Genomic DNA, 22,854 nt, shown 5'->3' on the forward strand with positions numbered 1-22,854 from the left:
GTTCTATATGCGCCCGATCGCCTGGACCATCGTCCGGGCGGTGGGGCCCGTCACATCCGAGGCGCGCGGCGATTCATCGCTACGATGATATGAGCCGAGTCCGCTCGACCGACAGCGCAGCCTTCACTCTGGCGAATTCGCGGGCCACGGCCGCGAGTTCGTCGCTCGCGGGCTGCTCCGCGCGGGCGGCGGCATAGAGCGACTGACAGCGTTCGGCGAGCAGTCGCGCGCCGAACCCGGCCGAGCTGCCCTTGAGCCGGTGCGCCAATTGAGCGACTCGCGCGATCTCCCGGCGTCCGGCGGCCTCTTGCAGGGCCTCGAGGTCGCCCTCGGCCTCGCGCAGGTACACGTCGATGAGGCCGGGGACGAAGGCAGGGTCGTCGGCGGTGACGTAGCCGCGGATCACCGCCAGCTCGACGGGCTGCATGCGCTCGGCGGCGACGCGGGCGATCGTGGCGCGCAGGGTCTCGAGCTTGACCGGCTTGATCAGGATCGCGTCGATGCCGGCGTCCTTGCAGCGGCCGAGCACGTCGATCTCGGTGTGGCCGGTGAGGGCGATCAGGGCGACGTCGCCGCGGACGTCGCGGATCTGCCGCGCCGCCCCGGGGCCGTCGAGCTCGGGCAGCTGGACGTCGAGGATGACCGCCACGTACGGCCGCGCGAGCGCGCTGGCGACCGCGGCCGCGCCGTCGGCCACGCCGTCGACCGCGTAACCGCAGCGCCGCAGCGCGGTGACCAACAGCTCGCGACCGGCGCCGTCGTCGTCTGCGACCAGGATGCGCGGGCGGTTGTCGGCCTGGGCGGTCGGCTGGGCCGCGGGCGCGACGAGGAGCGGCATCGCCACCTCGAAGCGGAAGGTCGTGCCGACGCCGGGGTCGCTGTCGACGTCGAGGCGGCCGCCGAGCGCGTCGACCAGCTGTTTGCTGATCGACAGGCCGAGGCCGCTGCCCTCGACGCTGAGGTCGCCGACGCGGGAGAAGTCGCGGAACAGCCTGCTCATGGCCTCGGGGCCGATGCCGACGCCGGTGTCGCTGACCTCGACCTGCAGGCGCGCGACGTCGCCTTCGACCCGCGCCGAGGCGCGCAGCTCGACGTGACCCTGGCGCGTGAACTTGATCGAGTTGCCGATCAGGTTGATGACGACCTGGCGCAGCCGCAGGCGATCGCCGCGCAGCCGCGCCGGCAGGTCCGACGCCAGCGCGGACCGCAGCTCGAGGCCGCGCTTGTGCGCGCTCGGGCCGAGCAGGTCGACGAGCTGCTCGAGAGTGGCCCGCGGCGAGAAGTCGTCGGTCCGCAGCGACGGCTGCTTGCCCTCGATCTGCGAGGTGTCGACCAGGCCGTCGATCAGCAGCAGCAGGTCCTCGCTCGAGCCGCGCAGCGTGCTGAGGTGCTGCCGGCGCTGCTCGAGCGGCAGGCCGTGGTCGTCGAGCAGCGCCAGCAGGCTCATGATCGCCTGCATCGGCGTGCGCAGCTCGTGGCTGACGTGCGCGACCATGCGCGAGCGCAGCTCGGCGGTCGCGTGGGCAGCCTCGCTGCGCTCGCGCAGGGCCCGGTTGTCCTCTGCGAGGCGAGCGAGCTCGGCGCGGTCGGTCGCGACGCGGCGCCGATTGGCCACGATCGTGGCGATCAGGGCGACCGAGAGCGCGAGGACGACGACGATCAGGACGACCGTCGCGCCCGTCAATTCGGGCCCCCGACGACGACGAAGAGCTCGGTCTCGCCCTTGCCCTTGATCTCGCTGACGCCGATGCTCTCGGTCTTGTAGTCGGGCTCGATCTGCAGCCGCGCCGCCGCGCTGACGCACACCTGGCCGACGCGGGCGTTTTGTTCGATGCGCTGGGCGGTGTTCACGGTGTCGCCCCAGATGTCGAAGATGTACTGCCGCGTGCCGACCACGCCGCCGACGACCGGGCCGACGTGGACGCCGATCCGCAGGTTCCAGTGGGTCGGCAGCTCGGCGCTGGCCGCCAGGATCGCGCGGCCGAACTGCACGCAGCGCAGGGCGGGGCGCTCGTCGTCGGCGTCGGCGTCGAACAGGCCGGCGGCGCCCATGAAGGAGTCGCCGATCGTCTTGATCTTCTGCACCCCGAGCTCGAGCGCGAGCTGTTCGAACCGGGTGAACAGGTCCTGCAGGCTGATCAGCACCTCTTCGGGGCTGTGGCGGTCGCAATAGGCGGTAAAGCCGACGATGTCGGCGAACACCACCGCGACGTTGTCGAGCCGGCGCGGGGCGATCGTGCCGGACGACTGCAGCTCGTCGGCGATCGGGTCGGGCAGGAGCACGCGCAGCAGGTCGTTGGCGCGGCGGCCCTCGGCGGCCAGCTGGACCAGGTGGTGGCGGGCCTTGTCGCGCAGGAACTTCTTCTCGAGGCAGGCGCCGAGGCGGGCCCGCAGCAGCGCCGGGCTGACCGGCTTGGGCAGGAAGTCCTCGGCGCCGCGCTCGATGCAGGCGGCCACGCTCGAGGTCTCCTCGACCGCGGAGATCATCAGGACGCTGAGCCGCTCGAGCGCGCCCTTCTCGCGCAGCTCCTCGAGCACGGCGATGCCGTCGCTGTCGGGCAGGAGGACGTCGAGCAGGATGACGTCGAACTCCTGCTGCCACACCAGGTCGAGCGCCTCGCTGGCGGTGCCCGCGACCTCGACCGTGTTGCCGGCCTGCCGCAACTGGTGGGCCAGTAATTCGCGGCTGGTCGGGCTGTCGTCGACCACCAGGACCGAGCCGGTGCGGCGCTCGGGCTCGGTCGTCGCGTCGGCGTCGGGGATGGCGAGCCGGGCCAGCCGCGACGAGGCCTCGAACGAGTTCTTCCACCCGCCGCCGCTCATCGAGGCGATGGCCTGGGTCTCGCCGAGCTGATTGGTGATCGTCGTCTGCTGCGAGCCGGGCGCGACGCCGCCGACCACCGTGAAGAACACCGTCGCGGTGTTGCCGGTGGTGTTGCCGGCAGACATGCGCCCGCCGAGCGACAGCACCAGGAGGCGGCAGATCGCCAGGTCGAGCCGGCCGCCCTGGCTGCGCGCGCCGCTGGTCAGCGGGTCGAAGTCGATGGAGGCGGTGGTGTCGGTCAGCGGATAGCCGGTGTCGCGGACCGAGAACAGCAGCTGGTGTGATGATTTGTCCCCGGGGACAGGTTCGACCGCGATCCGGATCTCCCCGCCGGGGGCGCGTGCGATCGCGTTCTGCCCGAGCAGCCCGAGGATCTGCCGGATCTGCGCCTCGCGCCCGTAGAAGGTCGTCGGTACGCCCTGCTCGACGTAGTGGCGCACCACCACCCCGGCGCGCGCGGCCTGGGACGACAGCGCCTCGGCGGCCTCGCGCAGCAGCGCGGCCGGGTAGAACACGCGGGCTCCCTCGGCGCTGCCGCCGATCCGACCGATGTCGAGGAGGCTCTGGACGACGCGCTCCATCTGTTCGCCGGCGACGCCGATCTTACGGGCCATGGCGGCGACGTCGGCCTCGGGCGGGGCGTCGGCGAGGGCGCGCGAGGCTCGCGACAGCTGGCCCAGCGGGTCGCGCAATTCGGTGGCGACGAGCGCCATGAATTCGTTGCGCGCGCGCAGGATCTCCTCGGCGATCCGGACCGCGTCGTCGAGCTGGCGCCGGCGCATGCGGTCCTCGCGGATGTCGGTCAGGACGCAGACGAAGCCGCGGTGGGCCGGCACGATCGCCACCGCCACCGGCACGACCGCGCCGTCGCGGCGGCGCAGCTCGTGCTCGTGGGTGTGCGGCATGTCGATGCTGCTCTTGACCGCCGAGGTCGCGAACGGGTTCTCGAGCCCGACCGCCTGCATGATCGACTTGCCGACCAGGGCGCTGGCCGGCTGGCCGGTGAGCTCGCACAGCTTGCGGTTGACGGTGCGGACCAGGCCGCGGTCGTCGACGAGCAGCACCGCGTGGCTCAGGGCCTCGAGCATGTCGCCGACCTGGCGCTGCGTCATGCTCGACTTCACCAGCGCCTGCATCGTGCGCAGGCTGGCGCGCGCGGCCAGGTAGACGAAGATCGCACCGCCGAGGAAGATGACGCCGGACAGCGCCACCACCGCTTCCTGCCAGCCGAGCAGCACCACCACCGAGGTGGCGACGTAGGTGGCGATGAAGACGAGGATCAGGGAGAGCAGGACCCGCCACGGGCCCGAGTGAGGTGTGACCTGACGCAGTCGCAGCAGCGCCAGGGTTTGCCTCGCCCCCATCGCCAGGACCCCAGCGCCGAGCGCGATCAAGGCTGCGGTCGCTGCGAGGAACGGCGTCATTATCCTACTGCGAGCTTGCGCGAAGCGGCTCCGGCGCTCAAGAGCCCAGGCGCGAATGGACAGGCGTCCGCGGCGCCTGGCGAGAGGAGAGCTGCTTCGTCGATCACGCTGCCCGTGAAGCGTCGCGGCGTGCGGGCCGACCGTCGTTCATGGCGGGCTTCTGTTGCCATTCACGGCGCGCTTTGGCCCGTGAACGTCGGACTGCGCACGTCGTGTGTCGGTGCGCGTTGCCGCGCCGCGAAGGCCGCCCCATAGACCGGGGCATGGCCAGGTTTCCGCAGCGCGTCCCGCGAGGGCGACCGCGTCCCGTGCGAGCGGTGGAGCGCAGCCGGATCCGGGCCCATGCACGCGCTGCGGTCGCGGTCGAGACGGCGCTCATGCGGCGGTGGTTCGGCGCCTCGAGCTTCGACGAGCGCGAGCGCAGCATCGCCAGCGTCGCCGCGGAGCAGGAGATCCCCGCCTACGCGGCGCAGCTCGAGGAGGAGTACCGCTACGACGGCGTGTGGGAGCTGCGTTGCCCCGGCTTCTTGCGCATCGGCGAGGTCGCCGCGCTGCCCGACCGCGCGCTGCTCGGCTGGCTCGATCGCCTGAGCGGGCTGCGCTTGCCCAGGACCCTGGCGATCCTCGACGAGGCGCCCGAGTTCGCGTCGGCGTGGCAGCTCGCGCTGCGCGTGTACATGACGCAGACCCTCGCCGAGGCCGACCAGGACTTGCTCGGCCTGCTCGCGGTCGAGGTGTGGAAGCGCCGCCGGCCCGACCGACCCTGCCTCGAGGTCCTGCTCGACGAGGAGTTCGCCGCCCACGTCGCCTGCTTGACCGACGCCGGGCGCAACCTCGGCCGCTACCTCGCCTTCGTGCGCCGGGTGTTCCCGCTGCTGCAGGGCGACAACTTCGACGACGCGACTCTCGGAGGCGAGAGCGCCAGTCACCTCGTGCTGTGCGTGGCGCGCCTGGCCAAGCTGTCGCTGCGCGCGGCCTTCGCCTCGCCCGCGCAGGCGAGCGACGGCATGGCCGAGGCGCTGCGCTGGTACGACCGCCTGCCCGTCCGCCGCGGCGACCTCCGCGGCCCGTTCGCGCGGATCCTCGCAGAGGGGCTCGAGGCGCTCGGCCGCGCCGACGAGGCCGAGCGGCTGCGCCGCCGCGCCGAGGCGAGGTGAACCGCGGGACATGTCCGCATTGACATGTCCTTCAGTTCATTGCCGCTCGGACATGTCCGAACAGGCATGTCCGACCGCCGGCTCACGGGCCGTAGGCGTAGAGCGCGGCGGACACCGTCCAGGTGCCGCCCTCGACCACGTCGTCGATGGCGAACTGGAACTCGTGGTCGGCGCCGGGCTGCAGCGCCGAGGTGACGGGCCCGCGCAGGGGGGCGACGAGGTCGCCCGGGCACCAGTTGGCGCGGGCGGCCTGGACCGAGGCGATCGCGCCGCAGGGGTTCTCGGCGCAGAACTTGGCGGGGCCGACCGGGAGCGGGTTGTCGGTGATCGTGCACAGCTGGCCGCAGTCGGTGCGCCAGGCGTCGAACGAGGTGACGACCGCGCCGTCGAAGCTGATGTGGTGCCGGCGCTTGCAGAACTCCTCGGCCGGGCCGATGCAGTCGCCGATGTTGTCGGCCGCGCCGCCGTGGCCGCTGACCGTGTAGACCAGCTCCGCCTTCTTCACGCCCTCGGGCAGGCTGAACGGCACCGTGGTGGTCGCGCCGTCGACCCCGACGTCGCCGCTGAACAGGGAGATCGCCGCGAGCACGTCGCGCGGGGCCGGGCCCGGCTCGCCGTCGATGCGCACGCTGAGGTGCCAGCCGCCGGCCGAGCCGCTGACCTGGCCGGCGCCGTCGGCCCACGAGTTGATGTACGAGCGCAGCACGTGCTCGCCGGGGTGGGCGTTGGCGAAGTCGGTGATGTCGGCCTCGAGGTGGGCCGGGCCGCCGAACGGGGTGATCGAGCGCAGCAGCTCGAAGCCCGGCGGGTCGCCCGGGTCGCCGCCGGGATCGCTGATGAAGCCCATGGTCCGGTCGAACGCGTCGCACGAGGCGGGCCAGTTCTGCCCCGGCGGCGGCGGGCTCTTCTGCCACTTGTCCCAGGGGTAACAGTCGGTGTCGAGGTCGACGATCAGGGTGACCTTCGAGAAGGGGGCCGCGCCGAGGTCGAAGGCGACGTCCTTGTGCTGGGTGTTCCAGCCGTCCATGCCGCTGATCCACTCGGCGTCGAGCACCTGAATGCTGAACGGCTCGCGCTGGACCGGCTCGCCGGTGGTGGTGCCAGTCGGCGCTCCGGTGGTCGGCGCGGTGGCCCCGGTCTCGTCGGTGTTCGCAGTGGTGCCGCCGGTGGTGGTCGTGGCGCCGCCGGTGGTGGTGGTCGCGGCTGTCGTCTCGCCGCCGCTCGCGGGACAGGCAGCCAGCAGCAAGAGACAGCCATACGCGGACAGGTGCTTGGGGGCGGCAGCGAACATGCCTCGGGAGTAGACCGATGCCGCCGCGCCCGCGCAAGCGGCAGGGGGACACCGGCCCCGCAGAGCGGCGTCACGCGCGAGTGAGCGAAGCCCCGGAAGCCGCGTGCGCGGTGCATCGCCCCTGGCAGATCGATCGCATCACCTCGCGCGACGTAGGAGTCGGTCGCGCCGGGGCGCGGGGTCGCTCGCGCGCATGTCCGAAGGGACAGGTCTTGCGACTCGATGGGACTTCGTTGATTTGAGAAGATGTCCGCGAGGACAGGTGGCGAGAGTCTGTGACGTGACCCGAGAGACAGGTCGCATATCCTGTCCGAAAGGTCAGCCGAGGAGGGTGCGGCGGAGCAGGCGGACGACCGTGGGGGTGGTGAGGGCGAGGGCGACGACCGACAGGACGGCCGCGGGCAGGATGTAGAGGTCGGCGTTGGCGAGCTCCGCGGGCAGCGGCGGGGTGCCGGCCGGGGCGAAGCTGGCGAGGCCCAGCAGCGCGAGGGTGGCTTCGGCGGGCAGCACCAGCGGCACGACGTGGGCGGCGACGACCAGGCTGGTGGCCCACAGCAGCAGCAGGGCGACGGCCCGGCCGGCGCACAGGAGCAGCAGGCTGAGGGCCAGGGCGATCATCGAACCGCGGGCCCAGCCGGCGGCGTGGACGGAGTGCTCGCTGATGTGGTCGAGGAGGCCGGCGAGGGCGCCGGCGGCGTAGGCGGACCCGCGGAGGGTGCGGGTCTGGGCCGCGGTGAAGCCGGCCCACAGGTTCGGCAACCAGCGGAGCTGCGAGGGCGCCCGCTCGAACCGCTCGACCAGGTCGGACGAGGCCAGCAGCACGAGGGCGAGCAGCGGGAGCAGGCCGAGCGTCTCCCAGTCGACCTCGCCGAAGCGCAGGTGCGGCCACTGCTGGACCAGCGCGCCGATGCACGTGGCGACCGCTGCAGCTCGCGCGGCGTAGAAGCGGACGGCGAACGCCAGAGTGGCGAGCACGTAGACCGCCATGTTGGGCCAGTCGACCGGCGACGGCCGCACCAGCTCGAAGGTGATGATCCCGAGCCCGCCGAGGATGCAGACGAGCTCGCGCGGGGTGCGACGGAAGATCCACTCACGGTCGAAGAAGGTCATGCGGGCGCCTCGGGGGAAACGGCAAGATCGACTAGACACCGAAGCGCCGCCGCTGACAAGCGGCCGGATGTCGAGACGAGGCGCAGCCGCTGGCAACAGGCGGCAGGTTGCCCCAGCGAGGCGCGAAAAACGCCTGTCCCGAGGGACAGGCGTCGTCTTGGACCGAGGTAAGATGAGCCTGTCCCGAGGGACAGGCTCCGGATCGAGCAGGTCAGGCGGAGGCGGCGACCTCGACGTTGGCGCGGATCCGGCTCATCGCCCGCTCGGCGAGGGCGGTGATGGTGAGCGAGGGGTTGACGCCGGGGTTGGCCGAAATGGCCGAGCCGTCGATGACGTAGAGGCCGTCGTAGCCGAAGACGCGGTGCTGGTGGTCGATGACGCCGGTCTCGGCGGAGTCGCCCATGGTGCAGCCGCCGAGGATGTGCGCCGTGGTCGGGATGTTGAACAGGGTCTCGGTGAGGAGCGACATCGAGTAGCCCTGGATCTTCTCGGCCACGCGGCGAGCGATGTCGGTGGCCTCGGGGATCGATGCGGTCGGGGCCTTGCCCGAGGAGAGGTCGGTGGCGAGGCCGGCGGCGCCGAGGCGCAGGCGCAGGGTGCCCTCGGCGGTCTTCATGTAGAGGAGGATGATCGAGTACTTGGCGAGGTCGGGCACCATCAGGGCGCGGGCGAACTTGATCGGGTGGCGCAGGAAGGCGCCGGCGAACCGCGACAGGCGGACCAGGGCTTTTTCGCCGGCGACGTGCGGGGCGAGCAGGAGGCGCCAGAAGCCGGAGCCGGCGGAGTAGCGGACCGGCTCGACGTGCGAGTGCTCGTCGAGCTGGATGATCGAGCCGATCGCCACGCCGCGCGAGAGGTCGTGCTGGCGCTGGGCCCCGACGACGCCGATGAGCGACTCGGAGTTGGTGCGCACGTTCTCGCCGAGCCGGTCGGACAGCTTGGGCAAGCCCTCGGGGTCCTGCTTCATGCGCAGCAGCAGGTGGACGCTGCCGAGCACGCCGCCGGCGAGCACGACGTTGCGGGCGGTGAAGCTGCGGGTCTGGCGGCCGAACACGCCGGCGCCGGTGCGCGCCTCGACGCGATAACCCCCGCCCGGCAAGGCCCGCACCGCGGTGACCTCGGTGTCGGCCAGGAGCTCCAGGCCGCGCTTTTTGGCGAAGTAGAGGTAGTTCTTGTCGAGGGTGTTCTTGCTGCCGAAGCGACAGCCGAGCATGCAGCCGCCGCAGTAGGTGCAGCCGGTGCGCTCGGGGCCGCTGCCGCCGAAGTACGGGTCGGCGACGGTCTTGCCCGGCTCGCCGAAGTAGACCGAGACGTTCGTCGGCTCGACGGTCTTGCCCATGTCGGCGGCGACGCCCTTCATGACGCGGTCGACCGGAGTGACCGCGGGGTTCGCTGAAGCGCCCAGCATCCGCAGCGCGGTCTCATAGTGCGGCTTCAGCTCGCTCTCCCAGTCGGCCAGGCGGGCCCACGAGGGCGACTCGAAGAAGCTGTGCTTCGGGACAGGTAGCGTGTTGGCGTAGACCAGCGAGCCGCCGCCGACGCCGACGCCCGAGAGCACTGTGACGTGGCGGAAGAAGGTCATCTGGAACAGGCCGCGCCAGCCGAGCTTCGGCATCCACAGCCACTTCTTGAGGTTCCAGTTGGTCTTCGGGAAGTCGGCCGGCCCGAGCTCGCGGCCCTTCTCGAGCATGAGGACGCGGTAGCCCTTCTCGGTCAGCCGCAGGCCGGACACGCTGCCGCCGAAGCCGGAGCCGACGACGATGAAGTCGTAGTCGAAGTCGGTGTTCACCGCTCGGGTGTATCACGGCCGGCGCGGCGCTGGCGACGAGCCGACCGGCGCCGACGTCGCGCAGCGAGCGGTTCGGGCTGGATCGCCAGATCTGCGGCGAATCTCCACACCGCGTCGGGGATCGCGTCCCACGCAGTCGGCGTGGCGAGCCTGCCGGAGACATGCGCCGCCGAACCGGCGGTCCCTCACCGTCACGCCCGCGGAACGCCGGCAACCGCCGTCCGCCGCCGAACTGGGCCGCCGCCCAGAGCCGGAGTCGAGGCCGCCCGCAGTCGAGGTCGCCCAGGAGTGCGGCGAGCGCTGCATCCGTGACCGAACGGTACTACGCTGTCGCGCAAAGATGGACCACCTCACCAAAGACCAGCTCGCCCGCCTGAAGCAGCGCCTCGAAGACGAGCGCTCGTCCCTGCTCCGCCGCGAGCTCGAGCACCGCACCGAGACGACCGCCCCGCCCTCGCCCGACGTCGGCGACCAACAAGACCTCGCGGCCAACGAGGCCGCCCAGGTGGCCCAGCTCAGCATCGCCGACCACGAACGCTCCCGCTTCCGCGAGGTCGAAGACGCCCTCGCCCGCATGCAGGCCGGGACGTACGGGATCTGCGAGGACACGGAGGAGGAGATCCCGTTCGAACGCCTGTGGGCCCAGCCGACAGCGCGGTTGACAGTCGAGGCGCAGGAGATCCGCGAACGCGAGGCCCGCGAGCGGGCCGAGATCCGCGAGGCGTATTGAGTTGAAGGCGAGTCGCCGATGCGGAGGTCCGAACCGGCCACGACAATGGCCGGCTCGGACCTCGTCCGCAGGGCCGCGGCGATTCATCCTCGGCCCATGACTACCCATCATTCACGTTATCTCTCCGGTTCACGGGCACGCGTCGCCCTCGCAACGGCGCTCCTCGGCGTCATGCTCGCCTCCGGTGGTTGCGAGTGGGGCGGCGAATCCGGCGAGTCCGGTGAATCGGGCGAGTCCGGCGAGTCCGAGACCGGGGATCCGGAGGCCGCGTCGATCGCCGGAATCGTGAGACGGACCGTGGACATCGCGCCTGACAACGATGGCAAGGGGACGCTCTTCGTGGCGGCCCTCGATGTCTGCGATCTGACCGGCGGCGGGACCGTCCTCGGCGTCGCGGTGGTGCCCGACGCCGACTTCGCGCCGGCGGACGCCGCGGTGCCCTTCGCAATCGAGGGTCTGCCGCGCACGGAGGTGCAGCTGGCGCTCTTCCTCGACGACAACGGTGACGCCATGCCGGCGTCGCCGCGTCCGGGGCTCGGCGATCTCGTGTATACGCGCAGCGGCGGCGACGGCGTGCTCGACTGCGTCGCGGTGGCGCTCGCCGACGGCGATGTCGCGGACATCGAGCTCGCGCTCAACGTCGTCGAGGAGTGACGCCGCGGACGGCAGACGCGTGGGTGCCCGGCGAGGTGCCGAACCAGCGGCGAAAGGCGCGGCGAAACGCCGCTGCATCGGCGAAGCCGAGCGCTGCAGCGACATCCTCGGTGCCGCCGCCGCGGGCGAGCAGTTCGCTAGCCGCGGCCGCCAGCACCGCGTCGAGTTCGGCGCGGAAGGTGGTCCCCTCGGCCTGCAGGAGCCGCCGCAGCGTCCGGTCGCTCATGCCGAGGTCGGCGGCCACGTCTTCGGACCTCGCAGAACAGTCGACGCCGCGCGCGGCGAGTTGATCGCGCACGCGTGCAGCGAGATCGCTGGTGGACGGCGCGGCGAGGATCGACGCGGCGTGCTCCTCGAGCAGCACGAGCAAGCCTGGATCGGCGCGCCGGAGCGGGACATTCAGCGCCTGGCGGTCGAACACGTAGGCGGTGGTGGAGCAGCCGAACTGCACCGGCGCGCCGAGGAACGTCTCGTGGCTGCCTGCCAGATCGGGCCGCGGTCGTTCTTGCGTCAATCTCACTTCCTTGACGACGAGCGGCCCCAGGGCCTGCTGGCGCACGAAGCAGAGCGAGACCGCGACGGCGAACGATTCGACGCTGGGCGGGCGCGGGCCGTGCAAGTCGAGCGTCATGCAGGCCGCGCGAGCGCCGATGTCGAGGCGATAGGTGGTCGCCTCGCTGAGCAGCGAGTAATACCGCGTGAGCCCGACGAGCGCGGCTCGTGTCGTGTCGTGAGACGCGAGCAGGTAGGTGAGCAGCCCGAACGTGGACGGCTCGACCGAGGCGGCGATCCGCAGCGGCAGGTCCGGCTGGTGGGCCGTCGCCGTCTGCCACAGTCGATCGGTGAGGAGCGCCGACAGCCAGCGGGACCGGCCCTCGCGGAACGCCGACGGATCGACGCCCATGCTCCGCAACAGCGCGCCCGGGTCGGCCCCGCTCGATCGCACTGCGGTCAGCAACGGCTGCATCGCCGCCGTCGTGATCCGCCCGGGAGATCGGGTGCTCCTCGTCGTCATGCTCCGATCCGGCGAGTGTAGCGGCCCGGCGAACGCCGGCGAAGCGCGCGTCGCTGACGAATCGCGCGCTTCCTCGCGCGAAGCCGGATCGCGGACGGCGGCGTCCTCAGCGGTAGCCCTGTGCCTGCAGCGAGAACAGGCGCTCGTAGCGGCCGCCCCTGGCCATCAGCGCCGCGTGGTCGCCGGACTCGAGGATCTTGCCGCCGTGGAGCACGATGATGTGATCGGCCGCGCGCACCGTGGAGAAGCGGTGGGAGATCAGGATGACCATGCGATCTTTGGAGAGGTTGCGGACGTGCTCGAACACCTGGGCCTCGGCCTCGGCGTCCATGGCGGCGGTCGGCTCGTCGAGGACGAGGACGTCGGCGCCGCTGCGCATGAAGGCGCGCGACAGGGCGATCTTCTGCCACTGACCACCCGACAGCTCGCGACCCTCTTTAAAAAGTCGGCCGAGCTGGGTCTCGTACTGCTTCGGCATGTCTTTGATAAAATCTTCGGACATGCCCTTTTGGGCAGATTCCTTCCAGCGCTCGCGGTCCTCGAAGGCGGCGACGTCGCCGGCGCCGATGTTCTCGCCGACCTTGAGCTGGTAGCGGGCGAAGTCCTGAAAGATGACGCCGACGCGGCGGCGCAGGGCGGCGGCGTCCCACTCGCGGAGGTCGCGGCCGTCGAGGAAGATCTGCCCTGCGGTCGGGTCGTACAGGCGCGTCAGCAGCTTGATCAGCGTCGTCTTGCCGCTGCCGTTCTCGCCGACCAGCGCCAAACTCTGGCCGGGGCGAATATGAAAACTGACGTCGTGCAGCGTCGGCGCGGCCGCGCCGGGGTAGGTGAAGCCGACGTGCTCGAAGCGGATGCCGTCGCTCGGGTCGGGGCCGGCGATCGCGGTGCCCGAGGGCGCGGCGACCTCCTGCGAGAGATATTCGTAGAGGGTCGAGAGGTAGAGGTTGTCCTCGTACATCCCGCCGATGGCGCCGAGGATCGCCGAGACCGCGCCCTGGCCCTGACGGAACAGCAGCAGGTACATCGTCATCTCGCCGAGCGAGATCTCGCCGGCCACCGCGGCCATGGCGATCCACATATAGGCGCCGTAGAAGGCGGCGGTGGCGACGAGGCCGAGGGTGCCGCTCCAGAAGCCGCGGCGTAGCGTCAGCTTGCGGTCCTCCGCGTAGAGGTCGCTGAAGATCTGCTGGTACCTGCGGAGGAACAGCGGGCCGAGCCCGTAGAGCTTGACCTCCTTGGCGTAATCGAGGGTGCTGATCGCCGTCTCGTAATAATATTGCATGCGCGTCTCGGGGGCGCGCCAGCGGAACAGGCGGAAGGCGTCGCCCGAGAACTTGGCCTCGGCGAGGAACGAGGGCAGGCCGGCGAGCGCGAGGATCAGCGCGGCCCACGGCGAGAAGCCGAACAGCAGCGCGGCGAAGCTGGTCAGAGAGATGGCGTTCTGGACCAGCGAGAAGGTGCGGCCGACGAGGCTCAGCGGGCGGCTCGAGGCCTCGCGGCGGGCGCGGGTCAGCTTGTCGTAGAAGTCGGCGTCCTCGAAGTGGGTGAGGTCGAGGGTCAACGCCTTGTCGAGGATCATGACGTTGACGCGCTGGCCGAGCTGGGTGCGCAGCAGCGACTGACAGACGGAGATCGATCTCTGGGCGAAGGCGAGGAGGATGACGAGCAGGGCCTCGACGGCGACGAGTCGCAGCACTGGCGCGGGGTCGTGGCTGACCTGGGCGGCGTGCACGACTGCGTCGACGATGAGCTGACCGACGTAGGCCGCGGCCGCCGGCAACAGGCCGACGATGAGGGTGAGCACTGCGAGGGCGACGGTCAGCGGCTTGCTGGTCGACCACACCAGCTCGACGGCGCGACGACCGTAGCGGAACACGCCGAGGAAGCGGCGCAGGCCTGGTTCGTCAGACGGAGCGGCCACGCGTGGAGTGTGACGCAAGGGTGCGCCGATCTGACGCGTCAGCGGAGGAGCTCGGCGGTCTGCAGGCGAGCGGGCTCGGCAGCGGGCGGTGATTTTCGCTCGACCTCGACGGGCGCGGACAGGGGCTCTGCGACCTGCATGCGCCCGGTCTCGGCGGGCGTCGGCAGGTCGTCGGGATGCGGCAGAGACTCGGCGGTCTGCAGGCGCACGGGCGGCGGGATCTCGAGGTTCGGCGGGCTCGGGATCGCCGGCATGAACTCGGCGGTCTGCAGGCGCATGGCCTCCTGCCGGGCCTCGGCGTCGAGCCGGATCGTCTCGGCCCGCTCGACCTCGAGGTGCTCGCTGCCGTGCTTCCCGAACTGGAGCAGCGCGATCACGCCGACGGAGGTGAGCGCGCCGATGACGAGGAGGGCGAGGAAGATCCGGGTCGCGTGCGCGGAGGCCCGCCGCGCGTGGTCGCGGACCGGCGGGGTGGGCGGGCCGTAGATCGACACGAGACTCACGCTAGCGGAGGACGAGCCGCGCGCCCAGCGGGCGAGGCTCGCTCACACCGCGGCCATGCCCTGGGCGCGGAAGTACTCGACGGTGCGGCGGATGCCCTCGAGCATGGGGACCTGGGGCGTATAGCCGAGGTCGGCGGTGGCGCGGGCGTAGTTGAAGTAGTGGTGGGTGCAGATGTAGCGGATCGAGAAGCGCGACAGGCCCTCTTCGGCGTGGAGGGTGCCGCCGCGGACGACGGTGTCGAAGGTCTCGCGGGCGGCGGCGGCGGCGTAGGCGACCGCGTAGGGGATCCGGAAGCGCGGGGTAGGGTAGCCGAGGCCGACGAGGACGCGGCGCACGAAGTCCCAGAAGTTCATCGGCTCGCCGTTGGTGATGAAGTAGGCGCGGCCCGACACCGGCGAGCCGGGCAGCAGGCGCTCGTCGGCGAGCAGCAGCGAGTCGACGATGTTGCTGACGTAGGTGAAGTCGTTGAGGCGGTCGCCGGCGCCGACGGTGAACTTGAGGTTGCCGGCCTTGGCGCGGGCGAGGATCGCCGGCAGCAGGCGGGTGTCGCCGGGCCCGAAGATCATGTGCGGGCGGATCGCGCAGGTCAGCACGCCGTCCGTGCCGCTGGCCTTGAGGACCTCTTCCTCGGCGATCCGCTTGGTCTCGGCGTAGGGGGCCAGCCACTTGCGGGCGTAGGGCAGGCTCTCGTCGCCGCGCTCGATGTCCTCGCCCTCGTAGACGACGCTGGCCGAGCTGACGTAGACGAGCTTCGGCACCTGGCCTTTGCGACAGGCGGCGAGGACGTTGCGGGTGCCGTCGATGTTGACCGCGCGGACCTGCTCGACTCGGCTGTGCTTGGTGTGGACCAGCGAGGCGTTGTGGAACACGACGCTCTGGCCGGCGCAGGCGCGGGCGACCAACTCGGGGTCGCAGATGTCGCCCTGGACGAAGTCGACGTCGTCGCGCCAGCGGTCGACGCGGTGGTCGAGGACGGTGACCTTGTCACCGCGGCGGACGAGGGCGTCGACGAGGAAGCGGCCGAGGAAGCCGCAGCCGCCGGTGACGAGAGATGCGCGAGGCTCGGACATGCGAGGCGCGGACTGTAGCGGGCCCGCGCCAGCCGCTCAAGGGCAGGTCCGCAAGATCTGGTTCTTGTTGGCGTCGAACGACACGACGCACGGGTCGGACGGCAGGTCGCCCTTGTCGTCGAAGCCGCAGCACGGCTGGCCACCTTTGAAGATCTGGCCGTCCTCGTAGTAGGGACACTGGGCCCCGCGCGGGGTGCAGCAGCCGAGGTCGTCGCCCTCGGGCTCGAGGAAGGCGTCGCACTTGTCGCTGCAGGTGTACTCGCACGCGACCAACGCGCCGCCGGCGTCGCAGCGATCCTGGCAGAACGCGCTCAGCGCCAGCGGGTCGGGCGCGATGTCGCCGTCGCACACTTCGGGCTCGGCGGCGTGCATCTGGTCCTTGTCCTTGAACAGGCCGCCGTCGACGATGTCGAGGCTCTCCAGGCGCGCGTTGCCGCAGTAGAAGCAGGTGGAGCGGTCCCACTTGCAGCCGATGCACTTGCTGGAGTGCCCGCTGCCGTAGGGACGCCAGGTCGGCGGGTTGAGGTCGCGGCAGTCGATGTAGATCGGCGCGCCCTTGTCGGTCACGTCGGTCACCGGGCCGAAGTCGCACTCCTCGCCCTGGTCGACGTCGACCACGCCGTCGCGGCAGGTGCGCGGACAGCTGGAGAGGTCGACGGTGCAGTCGCTGCGGCAGCGGGCGGCGCCGTCGATCGGACATGGCGGTTGGGACATGTCCGCAGGGTCACACGCCTCGCCGGGGTCGAGCACGCCGTTGCCGCAGCGGGTGCAGGCGTCGCGGTCGAAGGTGCAGGTGTCGCGGTCGCACGCGCCGGGAGCAGGGACCTCGTCGGCGGCGCAGTAGCCGACCATGCTGCCGACCAGCGACGGCTCGCACTCCTCGCCGGCGAGCTCGTCGACGTAGCCGTCGCCGCAGTCGCGCGGCGGATCGAGCGGGATGACGCAGCCCACGGCCGCAGCGAGGGCGGCAGCGACGAGCAGCGCGTACGACGAGCGCATCGACGACAAGGTAGCACACGGCGCAAACCGGCCGTGGGGGGCCGCCAGGGGGCGCCCGAACGCGACCGAGGGCCGAAGCCGACGCGTCGCTCGGAGCCTGACCGCGGCCCCGGCGGCATTGTCCCCGAAGGAGCTCCGCCCAACCCGTTCGCGGCGCAGCCGGTGGCGCGAGATCGCCGCCCGCGGCGCGTGACCTCGCGCCGCTCGCGCGAGCACGAAGGCCCTGGATGATCGAGCGCTCCGAAGCGAGCAGCGCCCGGACCGCGGCGAGGCGTCAGCGGCAGACGAAGAACAACTGCTCGCCGAACTGCAACGGCTCGCAGAACTTGTCTTCGTCGGGGTTGGCGAACTGGAAGCAGCAGGGCTGCCGCCCCTCCAGCAGCTTGCCCTGCTGGTCGTAGGGGCAGAGCTCGCCCTGGGCCGTGCAGCACTCGAGCTCGTCGATGGGGAGCGCCGCGGCCTGGAACGCCTGGCAGTCGGCGGCGCACTGGAACTTGCACTCGACGCGGTAGTTGCTGCCGCACGCCTTCTGGCAGTGGACGACCAGGGCGTCCTCGTCGGCCTCCTGGTTGTCACACACTTCGGGCGCCGGCTGGATGGTCTGCTCGAAGTCGACGAACAGGCCGTCGGCGATCTCGTCGCCCTCGAGCTTGTCGTTCTGGCAGTACGAGCAGCGCGAGCGGTCCCACTCGCACTTGCTGTTGCAGCGGGTCGAGGTGCCCGAGCCGTAGCGGCGGGTGACGCCGGCCGGCGAGTCGAGCTCGACGCAGTCGATCTCGAGGGCGATGTCGCCGATCTCGAGGGCGAAGTCGCATTCCTCGTCGACGTCGACCACCCCGTTGCCGCAGGCGGAGCAGGCCGAGCGGTCGACGGTGCAGTCGTCGCGGCAGGTCGCGACCCCCTCTCCGGGACATGTCGGTTCGGACATGTTCTCGGGGTCACACTCCTCGCCGGGATCGAGCACCCCGTTGCCGCAGGCGAGGCAGCCCTCCTCGGCGAAGCGGCAGGTCTGCGGGTCGCACGCGGCCGGGCTGGCGATCCGGCCGAGCTCGGTGCAGCGGTCGGCGTAGCTGTCGGAGAGCGCCGGCTCGCAGTCCTCGTGGGCGAGGAGGTCGATGAAGCCGTCGCCGCAGTCGGCCGGCGGATTCAGCTCGACGAGGCAGCCTGCGACGGCGCCGAGCGACGCCGCGAGGAGCCCCATGAGCCGCGAGCCGGACCTCATCGTCGAGGACGATAGCACGCCGTGCCGCGCCCTGCGCCGAGCGGGCCGGTGGTGCCCGACTCACGTTCCGTGTTCGCAGAAGCGGAGCGGTGAAGCTCGCAAATCGGCAAAACCACGAGTCTGTCATCTCGAGATACGATCGCGGTGATGCAGCCTCACGATCCACCGCGTCCGCAGCAGTCCCATGCACGGTCGTCTCCTGCAGCGCTCCGCAACCGCGGGGTGATCGCGGAGGTGTTGGCACGGGTCCTGCCCGCGCAGGGCCGCGTGCTCGAAATCGCCAGCGGGACCGGAGAGCACGCGGTGTACCTCGCGGCGGCCTTCCCTGGGGTCTCGTGGCAACCGACCGACGTCGACCCGGAGGCGCTGGCGTCGATCGCCGCGCGGGTCGAGAGCGAGGGGCCGCCCAACTTGCTGCGTCCGCTGCGGCTCGACGTCACTGCGTGGCCGTGGCCGGTCACCGAGGCCGAGGCGATCGTGTGCATCAACATGATCCACATCGCCCCGTGGGCCGCCTGCGAGGCGCTGATGGCCGGGGCCGGGCGCGTGCTGGCCCCGGGCCGGCCGCTCTACCTGTACGGCGCCATCAAGCGCGGCGGCCAGCACACCGCGGCGAGCAACGCCGCCTTCGACGAGGGCCTGCGGGCCCGCGACCCGGCCTGGGGCGTGCGCGACGAGGCCGACGTCCGGGCCGCGGCCGCGGCCCACGGGCTAGGGCTCACCGAGCTGGTGGCGATGCCGGCCAACAATTTCTCGCTGGTGTTTCGCAAGTCCTGAAGGACATGCCCTCCAGGGCAGGTCGGCTGCGCTTGCGCGGGCGGGCAGCTGGGGCTATCCTGCGCAAAACCGCGCATGGCTCCCCAGCTCGATCTGTTCGCCGACCCCTCGCAGGACCCGACCCCCGGCGGCGCCGGCCGTGGCGGCGCCGGCAAGAAGACGCCGGCGCCGATCTTGCCGGCCACGCCCCCGGCCGAGCTGGCGGCGCTGGCCGAGCGGCTGCCGAAGAACCTGCGCTTCGGGACATCTTCGTGGGCCTACCCGGGCTGGTCGGGGATCGTCTACGACCTGCCGCACTCCCAGCAGCGGCTCGCGCGCGACGGCCTGGCCGCGTACGCGCGCCACCCGCTGATGCGCGCGGTGGGCATCGACCGCTCGTACTACGCGCCGCCGCGGACCGACGAGTTCGCGGCCTACGCGGCGGCGGTGCCGGCCGACTTCCGCTTCCTGGTCAAGGCGCACGAGGCCTGCACGACGGCGGTGTGGCCGAAGCACCAGCGCTACGGCAAGGTCCGCGGCCAGCCCAACGAGCGCTTCCTCGACCCCGTGTACGCCAGCGAATTCGTGGTCGCGCCGGCCGTGGAGGGCCTCGGCGAGGCGCTGGGCCCGCTGCTGTTCCAGTTCGCGCCGCAGGACTTCGGCGCGCTCGGCGGGCCCCGCTGGCTGGTCGACCGACTGCGTCGCTTCCTCGACGGGCTGCCCCGCGGACCGCTCTACGCGGTCGAGCTGCGCAACCGCGAGCTGATGACCGGCGCCTACGCCGCCGCGCTGGCCGAGTTCGGCGCGTGCCACTGCATCAACGTCTACCCGAGCATGCCGCCGGCCCGCGCCCAGCGGACCCGCGTGCGCCAGGACCAGGCCCCCGCCGTGGTGTGCCGGTGGATGCTGCACCCGAGCATGAACTACGAGCGCGCAGAGGCCCGCTACGACCCGTTCGACCACCTCGTCGACGAAGACCCCGGCAACCGCGAGGAGCTCGCCCGCGTGTGCGCCGAGACCGACCTCGACCTGCCGGTCTACGTGATCGTCAACAACAAGGCCGAGGGCTCGTCGCCGCGGACGATCGCCAAGCTGGCCGGGCGCGTCGCCGAGCTGCAGGGCGTCTAGCTGGTCCGAAGGACAGGTTTTGCGGCGAAACCGCGGGGCGGCCGGGTTACGCCGGCGAAAGGCTGCGGGCCCGCAGATCGGCGGGCGGAGGGCGCAGGGAGGCAGTCTGCCTCGAAAGACAGGTTTATTTCGCGGCGAAATCTGCCCCGAAGGACAGGTCGTGGCGCTCCGGCGCGGCTGTCCGCAGGGACAGGTGGCGGTGCTCTCGCAGAGATGGCCGCCTTGCTCTCGCAAGGCTGGCCCTGTTGCTCGCGGCTGTCCGCAGAGACAAGCCGCGGCGCTCTTGCGGGGCTGTCCCGAGGGACAGGCGGCGCGTCAGCGGGCGGTCGCCGGCGGGGTGGACGCGCGGGTCGGACGGGCCGAGGCGAGGGTAGACGCCTCCGTGCCGATGATCGTCTCGAGCGTGTACATGGCGTCGAAGTAGGTGCCGTAGGCGTCGAGCGCCTCGGTCTGGATCCGCAAGAAATTCTCGCGGGCGACGAACACCTCGATGATGTCGACCTCGCCGAGCTCGAAGGCTCTTTGAAGGAGCTGCAGGTTCTCCTCGAAGCGCGGCACGACCTCGCGCGAGTAGGTCTGCACGCGCTCGGCGGCGGTGTTGATGGCGTCGACGGCCCGGCGGGCGTTGAGCGCCAGCTGGTAGCGGACGACCTCGAGCTCGGTCTGGGCGACGCTCAGCTCGGCCTTGGTCTGCGCCCGCGCCAGCTGGTTGCGCTTGAAGAAGGGCAGCGGGACCGTGAGCATGCCGAGCACGATCTTCGAGCCGGGGATGTTCGACGGGGTGTTCGGCTCGCGCTCGCGGCCGAAGTAGACGCCGATCCACGGCTCCGGCAGGCGGTCGCGCCTGGCCGACTTGGCCCGCGCCTCGCCGAGCTCGACCTGCGCCTCCTTGGTCTTGAGCGCGGGGTGCTCCTTCTGCACGTTGGCGATCAGGTCCTCGGGGTCGCGGACCTTGATCGGATCGCCGAGCTCGCCGGCGGGGGCGATGAGCTGTCCCGAAGGCCAGCCGGCCATCTCGGCCAGGTGGATGCACGCGAGCCGGAAATTCAGGTCGGCGGCCAGCTTGGCCTGGCGCGCGCGGGCCAGCTCACCCTCGGCCACGCGCACGCGCAGGCGCGAGATCTCACCGGCCTGCTGGCGGCGGCTGGCGATGTCGAGGAGGCGCTCGGCGAACTGCTGCGTGCGTGCAGCGGTACGGGCCCGCTCCTTGGCGATCAGCGCGGTGTTGTAGGCGTAGTGGACCTGCGCGTGCGTGGTCCAGCGGACCTGCGCGAGCTCGCGGTCGAGGAACTCGCGGTACTCGCGGCCGGCCTTGATGCGGAGGCTGCGTTCGCGGCCGATCTCGATCGGCTGCTGCAGCGTGCCCTGGAGCTCGAACTGCGCCGGCCCGGCGGTGGGATTGAGGCGCGCGCCCATGCCGATGTACAGCTGCGGGTTGTCGGGCAGCAGCGGCTTGGCGCCAGTGACCGCGGCGTCGCCGAGCTCGAGGCGCGTGCGGGCGGTGCGGACCGGCATCGCGTTCTCTTCGGCGTGTTTCAGAATTGTGTCGAGGGGCAGGACCTGGGCACCAGCGACGACGGGTTCGGGGATCGTCTGCGCCGGCACCGGCACCGGCGCGAGCAGCGGCGCGGGTGCGTCGGCGGGCTTGGTGCGCGTGGGGGCGGGCGCGGCTCCGGCCGCGGGGGCGAGCGTCGCCGCGGCCACGGCCGCGACCAGCGTGAACATCGTCGAGGTCCGGATGAGAGCTGTGCGGCGTGGCATGCGAATCGGAGTGCGGACGAGTTCGTCGCGCGCTGTCAAGCCCGCGGACTCTTACACGCGGGGTCCGAGGTTGCCAAGGACCTTGTACAGCCCGAGAGTTTGGGCACGGCGTGAGCGCTTTGGGGGCGGGCGAAACCTTGACATGAAGGCCCCGTAATGTAAGCAATGGTGTTTGAAACACCATCCCAGGGCCTTTTTCGGGGGGAGATTCGTCCTCGCCTCGCCGGGCCCTGCGCCACGCTCGCGCACGGGTGTGGCGCGCGGATTAAAAGACTCCCAGGACGTGTCGTGATGAGCAATTCCTCTGACCCCGGTCGAGCCTCGCGCTGGCTGATCCTCCTCGACCACGCGCGACGCTGGTTCGTGCTCATGTTCGTCTTCGCGGTCGCGACGCCGCTCGGCTGCAACCACGGGGAGGCCGCCGAGGCCGACGCCGCGACCAAGCCGCCGGAGCTGCCGTACTTCGAGGACGGCGTGATCAAGCTGCCCGAGGTGTTCGCCGAGAAGGCGGCGCTGCAGAGCGGCACCGTCGAGATGACCGAGGTGTCGCCGGTGGTCCACGTGACCGGCGTGCTCGAGTTCGACGAGCTGCGGATCGCCGAGGTCGGCTCGCGCATCTCCGGGCGCGTCAAGGAGGTCAAGGTCATCGAGGGCACGAAGGTCGAGACCGGCGACATCCTGGCCACGCTCGACAGCGCGGAGCTCGGCAAGGCCCAGGCCGAGATCTCGGCCGTGGTCGCCAAGGCGGAGCTGGCCGAGCGCGACAAGGAGCGCAAGCGACGGCTGCTGCAGGAGGGCATCGCCTCGCAGCGCGCGGCCGACCTGGCCAGCGCCGAGGTGTCGGTCGCCAGCGCCGAGCTGCGGGCGGCCAAGCAGCGCGTGCAGGCGCTGGGCGGCGGGTCGTCCGAAAAGGCGGCGCTCGGCGTGATGTCGCTGACCTCGCCGATCGAGGGCGACGTGGTCCGCGTGCGAGTGTTCCGCGGCCAGGCGGTCGAGCCGAGCTACACGGCCTTCACGATCGCCGACCGCAGCACGCTGTGGGTGCGCCTCAGCGTGTTCGAGGGCGAGGTGGTCAACATCCGCGTCGGCGACTCGGTCGAGATCTCGTCGCAGGTGACGCCCGACGAGGTGCTGACCGGCACGGTGACGTTCGTCAGCACGGTGCTCGACCCGGTGACTCGCAGCGCCGAGGTGCGCGTGGTGGTCCCGAACGAGGCCGGCAAGCTGCGCGTCGGTCAGGCGGTCAACGCGAGGATCCGGCCCGGCGCGGCGCGCAAGCAGGCGCTGGCGATCCCGCGCAAGGCGATGGTGCAGGTCGACGGCAAGCCCACGGTGTTCGTCGAGGTCGGCGAGCGCGCCGTCATGCCGCGCACGATCGAGATCGGCGCCCAGGGCCCCGACCTGGTCGAGATCAAGAAGGGCCTCGAGCCCGGCGAGCGCATCGTCACCGAGGGAGTGTTCGCCCTCAAGTCCGAGCTGTTCCGCTAGCGAGGCGCCGA

18 protein-coding genes are annotated in these 22,854 nt (G+C 71.3%); 6 read left to right on the top strand and 12 right to left on the bottom strand.

Features of this window, described 5'->3' with window-relative positions:
- Positions 1–79: 79 nt before the first annotated feature.
- Together OV090_RS48095 and OV090_RS48100 are read right to left on the bottom strand one after the other, a co-directional pair.
- A complete protein-coding gene (locus OV090_RS48095) occupies positions 80–1,684 on the bottom strand; it encodes an ATP-binding protein (protein ID WP_267711850.1) in 1,605 nt (534 codons plus the stop codon).
- Positions 1,681–4,248: an adenylate/guanylate cyclase domain-containing protein gene (locus OV090_RS48100; RefSeq protein ID WP_267711851.1), complete on the bottom strand. Its 2,568-nt coding sequence runs from the start codon at positions 4,246–4,248 to the stop codon at positions 1,681–1,683. Before OV090_RS48100 ends, OV090_RS48095 begins: the two co-directional genes overlap by 4 nt.
- Positions 4,249–4,625: 377 nt before the next feature.
- Here OV090_RS48100 and OV090_RS48105 point away from each other — a divergent pair, with 377 nt between their 5' ends.
- The gene (locus OV090_RS48105) at positions 4,626–5,405 is read left to right on the top strand and encodes a hypothetical protein (protein ID WP_267711852.1); all 780 of its coding nucleotides are present in this window, start codon (positions 4,626–4,628) and stop codon (positions 5,403–5,405) included.
- A gap of 82 nt (positions 5,406–5,487) precedes the next feature.
- Here OV090_RS48105 and OV090_RS48110 read toward each other — a convergent pair whose 3' ends face one another.
- The 3 genes from OV090_RS48110 to OV090_RS51395 all read right to left on the bottom strand — a co-directional run bounded on the left by OV090_RS48110 (position 5,488) and on the right by OV090_RS51395 (position 9,595).
- Positions 5,488–6,696, bottom strand: a complete 1,209-nt coding sequence (locus OV090_RS48110; protein WP_267711853.1) for a peptide-N-glycosidase F-related protein — start codon at positions 6,694–6,696, stop codon at positions 5,488–5,490.
- A gap of 318 nt (positions 6,697–7,014) precedes the next feature.
- Positions 7,015–7,806 (bottom strand): hypothetical protein, encoded by a 792-nt coding sequence (locus tag OV090_RS48115; protein ID WP_267711855.1) that lies wholly within the window; start codon positions 7,804–7,806, stop codon positions 7,015–7,017.
- Between the two features lie 211 nt (positions 7,807–8,017).
- Entirely contained in the window at positions 8,018–9,595 is a 1,578-nt protein-coding gene (locus OV090_RS51395; RefSeq protein WP_267711856.1) for a GMC family oxidoreductase, read from the bottom strand.
- Positions 9,596–9,935: 340 nt separating this feature from the next.
- On the opposite strand from OV090_RS51395, the gene OV090_RS48125 reads away from it, so the two are divergent.
- Both OV090_RS48125 and OV090_RS48130 read left to right on the top strand, forming a co-directional pair.
- Entirely contained in the window at positions 9,936–10,325 is a 390-nt protein-coding gene (locus OV090_RS48125) for a TraR/DksA C4-type zinc finger protein (RefSeq protein ID WP_267711857.1), read from the top strand.
- Positions 10,326–10,370: 45 nt separating this feature from the next.
- Positions 10,371–10,979 (top strand): hypothetical protein, encoded by a 609-nt coding sequence (locus OV090_RS48130; protein WP_267711858.1) that lies wholly within the window; start codon positions 10,371–10,373, stop codon positions 10,977–10,979.
- Here OV090_RS48130 and OV090_RS48135 read toward each other — a convergent pair.
- From OV090_RS48135 to OV090_RS48160, 6 genes are all read right to left on the bottom strand, one after another.
- A complete protein-coding gene (locus OV090_RS48135; RefSeq protein WP_267711859.1) occupies positions 10,960–11,994 on the bottom strand; it encodes an AraC family transcriptional regulator ligand-binding domain-containing protein in 1,035 nt (344 codons plus the stop codon). The genes OV090_RS48130 and OV090_RS48135 overlap by 20 nt on opposite strands.
- A gap of 106 nt (positions 11,995–12,100) precedes the next feature.
- Positions 12,101–13,915: an ABC transporter ATP-binding protein gene (locus OV090_RS48140; RefSeq protein WP_267711860.1), complete on the bottom strand. Its 1,815-nt coding sequence runs from the start codon at positions 13,913–13,915 to the stop codon at positions 12,101–12,103.
- Positions 13,916–13,953: 38 nt separating this feature from the next.
- Positions 13,954–14,409, bottom strand: a complete 456-nt coding sequence (locus OV090_RS48145; protein WP_267711861.1) for a hypothetical protein — start codon at positions 14,407–14,409, stop codon at positions 13,954–13,956.
- A 51-nt stretch (positions 14,410–14,460) separates the two neighbouring features.
- Positions 14,461–15,489 carry an NAD-dependent epimerase/dehydratase family protein gene (locus tag OV090_RS48150; RefSeq protein ID WP_267711862.1) on the bottom strand — a complete coding sequence of 343 codons (1,029 nt, stop codon included), beginning with the start codon at positions 15,487–15,489 and terminating at the stop codon, positions 14,461–14,463.
- 36 nt (positions 15,490–15,525) lie between these two features.
- Positions 15,526–16,488 (bottom strand): hypothetical protein, encoded by a 963-nt coding sequence (locus OV090_RS48155; RefSeq protein ID WP_267711863.1) that lies wholly within the window; start codon positions 16,486–16,488, stop codon positions 15,526–15,528.
- Between the two features lie 274 nt (positions 16,489–16,762).
- Positions 16,763–17,710: a hypothetical protein gene (locus tag OV090_RS48160; RefSeq protein WP_267711865.1), complete on the bottom strand. Its 948-nt coding sequence runs from the start codon at positions 17,708–17,710 to the stop codon at positions 16,763–16,765.
- 147 nt (positions 17,711–17,857) lie between these two features.
- Here OV090_RS48160 and OV090_RS48165 point away from each other — a divergent pair, with 147 nt between their 5' ends.
- Together OV090_RS48165 and OV090_RS48170 are read left to right on the top strand one after the other, a co-directional pair.
- Positions 17,858–18,487: a DUF938 domain-containing protein gene (locus OV090_RS48165; RefSeq protein ID WP_267711866.1), complete on the top strand. Its 630-nt coding sequence runs from the start codon at positions 17,858–17,860 to the stop codon at positions 18,485–18,487.
- A gap of 75 nt (positions 18,488–18,562) precedes the next feature.
- Entirely contained in the window at positions 18,563–19,594 is a 1,032-nt protein-coding gene (locus tag OV090_RS48170) for a DUF72 domain-containing protein (RefSeq protein ID WP_267711867.1), read from the top strand.
- Positions 19,595–19,909: 315 nt separating this feature from the next.
- On the opposite strand, the gene OV090_RS48175 is transcribed toward OV090_RS48170, so the two are convergent.
- Positions 19,910–21,355: a TolC family protein gene (locus tag OV090_RS48175; protein ID WP_267711868.1), complete on the bottom strand. Its 1,446-nt coding sequence runs from the start codon at positions 21,353–21,355 to the stop codon at positions 19,910–19,912.
- Between the two features lie 291 nt (positions 21,356–21,646).
- On the opposite strand from OV090_RS48175, the gene OV090_RS48180 reads away from it, so the two are divergent.
- The gene (locus OV090_RS48180; RefSeq protein ID WP_267711870.1) at positions 21,647–22,843 is read left to right on the top strand and encodes an efflux RND transporter periplasmic adaptor subunit; all 1,197 of its coding nucleotides are present in this window, start codon (positions 21,647–21,649) and stop codon (positions 22,841–22,843) included.
- Positions 22,844–22,854 lie beyond the last annotated feature (11 nt).

Origin of the sequence: Nannocystis sp. RBIL2, assembly GCF_026626745.1 — a bacterium.
Classification (GTDB): Bacteria; Myxococcota_A; Polyangia; order Nannocystales; family Nannocystaceae; genus Nannocystis.